The 3389-nt window shown below is 71.7% G+C and carries 3 protein-coding genes; 2 read left to right on the top strand and 1 reads right to left on the bottom strand.

The genetic code is table 11. The features are described from left to right. Window positions 1-290 precede the first annotated feature (290 nt). On the top strand, window positions 291-1478 hold the full coding sequence (locus KN815_RS31335) for an acyl-CoA dehydrogenase family protein (RefSeq protein WP_216345241.1): 1188 nt from the start codon (window positions 291-293) through the stop codon (window positions 1476-1478). 30 nt (window positions 1479-1508) lie between these two features. Here KN815_RS31335 and KN815_RS31330 read toward each other — a convergent pair whose 3' ends face one another. Continuing rightward, a complete protein-coding gene (locus tag KN815_RS31330; RefSeq protein WP_216345240.1) occupies window positions 1509-1940 on the bottom strand; it encodes a cell division protein SepF in 432 nt (143 codons plus the stop codon). A gap of 233 nt (window positions 1941-2173) precedes the next feature. On the opposite strand from KN815_RS31330, the gene KN815_RS31325 reads away from it, so the two are divergent. Further along, complete coding sequence (locus KN815_RS31325) at window positions 2174-3376, top strand: DUF5685 family protein (protein ID WP_216345242.1); 1203 nt, start codon at window positions 2174-2176, stop codon at window positions 3374-3376. Window positions 3377-3389 lie beyond the last annotated feature (13 nt).

The following is a 3389-nucleotide window of genomic DNA, read 5'->3' as shown; positions in this document are numbered from 1 at the left end:
CCCCGCGCCCTGCGGGGTGTCCAGCGGATCTTGCCGCCCGCGGCTGACTGCTCCCCGCCCCAGCCCTGCCCGCGTCCCGCCCCGGCGTGCCCGCGTCCCGCCTCAGCCCTGCCCGCCTGCTGCCCGTGTCCTGGTGGCGCGGTGTGAGCGGGTCTGGACGTCAGGGGTTACCCGGCCGTAGCGTCGGATCGACCGGGCTGATCACCCCGGCCGCCGGGCGGCAAGGACGCGCCCCGGCGACCGGTACCCGCCCGGCGACCCGGACCCGCATCCACCGGAGGCCGCCACCCATGTCCGCTGGCACCCTGCCGTCGTTCGATCCGCGTGACCCGCTGGGGCTCGACGATCTCCTCGACCCCGAGGACCTCGCGGTCCGCGACACCATGCGGCAGTGGGCCGCCGACCGTGTGCTGCCGCATGTCGCCGACTGGTTCGAGCGCGGCGAGGTGCCCGGGATCCGGGAGCTGGCCCGGGAGCTCGGCTCCATCGGCGCGCTCGGGATGTCCCTCACCGGCTACGGCTGCGCGGGTGCCAGTCCGATCCAGTACGGTCTGGCCTGTCTGGAGCTGGAGGCCGCCGACTCCGGGATCCGCTCCCTGATGTCGGTGCAGGGCTCCCTGTCCATGTACGCCGTCCACCGCTTCGGCTCCGAGGAGCAGAAGCAGCGGTGGCTGCCCCGGATGGCCGCAGGCGAGGTCATCGGCTGCTTCGGGCTGACCGAGCCCGACCATGGCTCGGACCCGGCGGGCATGCGCACCTACGCCAAGCGGGACGGCTCGGACTGGGTGCTCACCGGCCGCAAGATGTGGATCACCAATGGCTCGGTGGCCGGGGTCGCGGTGGTGTGGGCCCGCACCGACGAGGGCATCCGCGGCTTTGTCGTCCCCACCGACGCGCCCGGCTTCTCGGCCCCCGACATCAAGCACAAGTGGTCGCTGCGCGCCTCGGTCACCAGCGAGCTGGTCCTGGACGAGGTGCGGCTGCCGGCCGACGCGGTCCTGCCCGAGGTCACCGGGTTGCGCGGGCCGCTGAGCTGTCTGGGCCACGCCCGCTACGGCATCATCTGGGGCTCGATGGGGGCCGCCCGCTCCGCCTTCGAGTCGGCGCTGGACTACGCGCGCGAGCGCGAGCAGTTCGGCCGGCCGATCGGGGGCTTCCAGCTCACCCAGGCCAAGCTGGCCGATATGGCGCTGGAACTCCACAAGGGCATCCTGCTCGCCCACCATCTGGGGCGGCGGATGGAGGCGGGGCGGCTCCGCCCCGAGCAGGTCAGCTTCGGCAAGCTGAACAATGTGCGCGAGGCGATCGAGATCTGCCGCACGGCCCGGACGATTATGGGCGCCAACGGGATCTCGCTGGAGTATCCGGTGATGCGGCACGCCACGAATCTGGAGTCCGTGCTCACCTATGAGGGGACCGTCGAAATGCACCAACTGGTGCTGGGCAAGGCGCTCACCGGAATCGACGCATTCCGGTGAGCGGCCCCGGGCGCCAGGCCCTGTGCGGGCCTAGCTCTGGTTGAAAAAGCCCGTGGGGTGACCGGCCGGGCCGCTGACGATCTGGTAGTCCGCGGGGGTGAGGAGAAAGACGCGGTTGGCCACCCGGTCGATCGAGCCCCGCAGGCCGAAGATCAGCCCGGCCATGAAGTCCACCACGCGCTTGGCGTCGGCCGACTCCATCGTCGTGAGATTGACGATGACCGGAACGCCCTCCCGGAACATCTCGCCGATGCCGCGGGCATCCCGGAACCCTTCCGGGGTGACCGTGGCGATCCGGGTGCCGTGGTCCCGCGCGGTCTCGTCGGCAACCCGAGCTCGCGGGTCGGTCATCCAGGAGTCGCCGGGCTCGGACCCCTCGGCGTAGTCGTCGTCGTAGTAGCGCTCGTCATCGCTGTCGTCGACGAGGCCAAGCCAGGCACTTGCCTTGCGTACCGATCCCATAGACGCCTCCTCTCCCTGATGGTGTGTACCGTCCGCCCCTCTATGGTCGTCCATGATGCGGATGGTCTGCCACGTGGATTGCGGCCGCACAGGGGATTCGTGACGTTACTGGTGCACAACGGCTGGCGCCATATCAGAGTTCCACCTGCTTATGGGGGCTGACGAAACGATGGGTAGACTCCGCCGCGGCCGGACGGGTGACGTCGGGGACGTATGGGTGAACGGGGTTCGTGGTGTTTGGCATTATCCGGCCTTGTCGGCATCGGCTGTCGGAAAACTTGCGCACCGAGTGGATGGCGCATTTGTGCGGGCTGTGCCTCGCGTTGCGGGGTGACCACGGGCAGTTCGCCCGCGTCGCCACCAATTACGACGGCCTGGTGATATCGGTGCTGGTGGAGGCCCAGGCCGGGCGGTCGGACGGCTGGCGGCGCACCGCCGGGCCGTGTCCGCTGCGCGGGATGCGGACGGCGTCGGTCGCCCGGGGCGAGGGGGCGCGTCTCGCGGCCACCGTCTCGCTGGTGCTGGCCTCGGCGAAGGTACGGGACCATGTCGCGGACGGTGACGGGGCGTTGGCCCGGCGGCCGGTGGCCGCGGCGGCCCGCCGGGTGGCCGGGCGATGGGACCGGGCGGGGGAGCGCAGCGGCGCCGCGCTCGGTTTTGATACAGCTCTGTTGCTGGACGCGGTCGGCCGGCAGGCGGAGCTGGAGTCCCATGCCGGCCCCGGCACCCCGCTGCTGACCATCACCGAGCCCACCGAGACCGCGACCGCCGCGGCCTTCGGGCACACCGCCGTCCTGGCCGGGCGGCCCGGCAACCGGGCCCCGCTGGAGGAGGCGGGCCGGCTCTTCGGGCGGCTCGCGCATCTGCTGGACGCGGTGGAGGACCTGGCCGAGGACGCCGAGACCGGTGCCTGGAACCCGATCGCGGCCACCGGGGCCGACCTCGCCGAGGTCCGCAGGCTGTGCGACGACGCGGTGCACGGGGTGCGGCTGGCGCTGAGGGACACCGAATTCGCGGGCAAGGGATCCGGCCGGCTCGCCCATGTGCTGCTCGTTCACGAGCTGGAGCGCGCGGTCGACCGCACCTTCGGCACCACCGGCTGTGCGCATACCGGCCACGACTCCGGCACCCCGGAGTCCTCCTACGGGCCGCCGCCGTCGCCGTGGATCACCCCGGGCGGCCCCGGCGGCGCCCCGCCGGAGCCGCCGGGGCGCCGCCGGGGGCTGCTCGCGGGCTGTCTGGTGTGGACCGGGCTGTGCTGCACCTGCCAGGTGTGCTGCCGGGATCCGTACCACGACCCGTGGTCCGGGCAGCCGCGCGAGGGCCTGTGCCATAAGTGCAGTGACTGCTGCGACTGTTGTGACTGCTGTAGCAATTGCGGCGACTGCTGTAGCTGCGACTGCTGTGATGGTTGTGACTGCGGCTGCGACTGCTGAGACAATCCAGCCA

Origin of the sequence: Streptomyces niphimycinicus (genome assembly GCF_018883605.1) — a bacterium.
Taxonomy (GTDB): Bacteria; Actinomycetota; Actinomycetes; order Streptomycetales; family Streptomycetaceae; genus Streptomyces; species Streptomyces niphimycinicus.
The sequence above is the reverse complement of the archived record's forward strand: the minus strand, read 5'-3'. Positions and strand labels throughout refer to the sequence as shown.

Coding starts and splice junctions, on each gene's coding strand:
- KN815_RS31335 (WP_216345241.1), top strand. CDS start 291: ATGTCCGCTGGCACCCTGCCGTCGTTCGATCCGCGTGACCCGCTGGGG.
- KN815_RS31330 (WP_216345240.1), bottom strand. CDS start 1,940: ATGGGATCGGTACGCAAGGCAAGTGCCTGGCTTGGCCTCGTCGACGAC.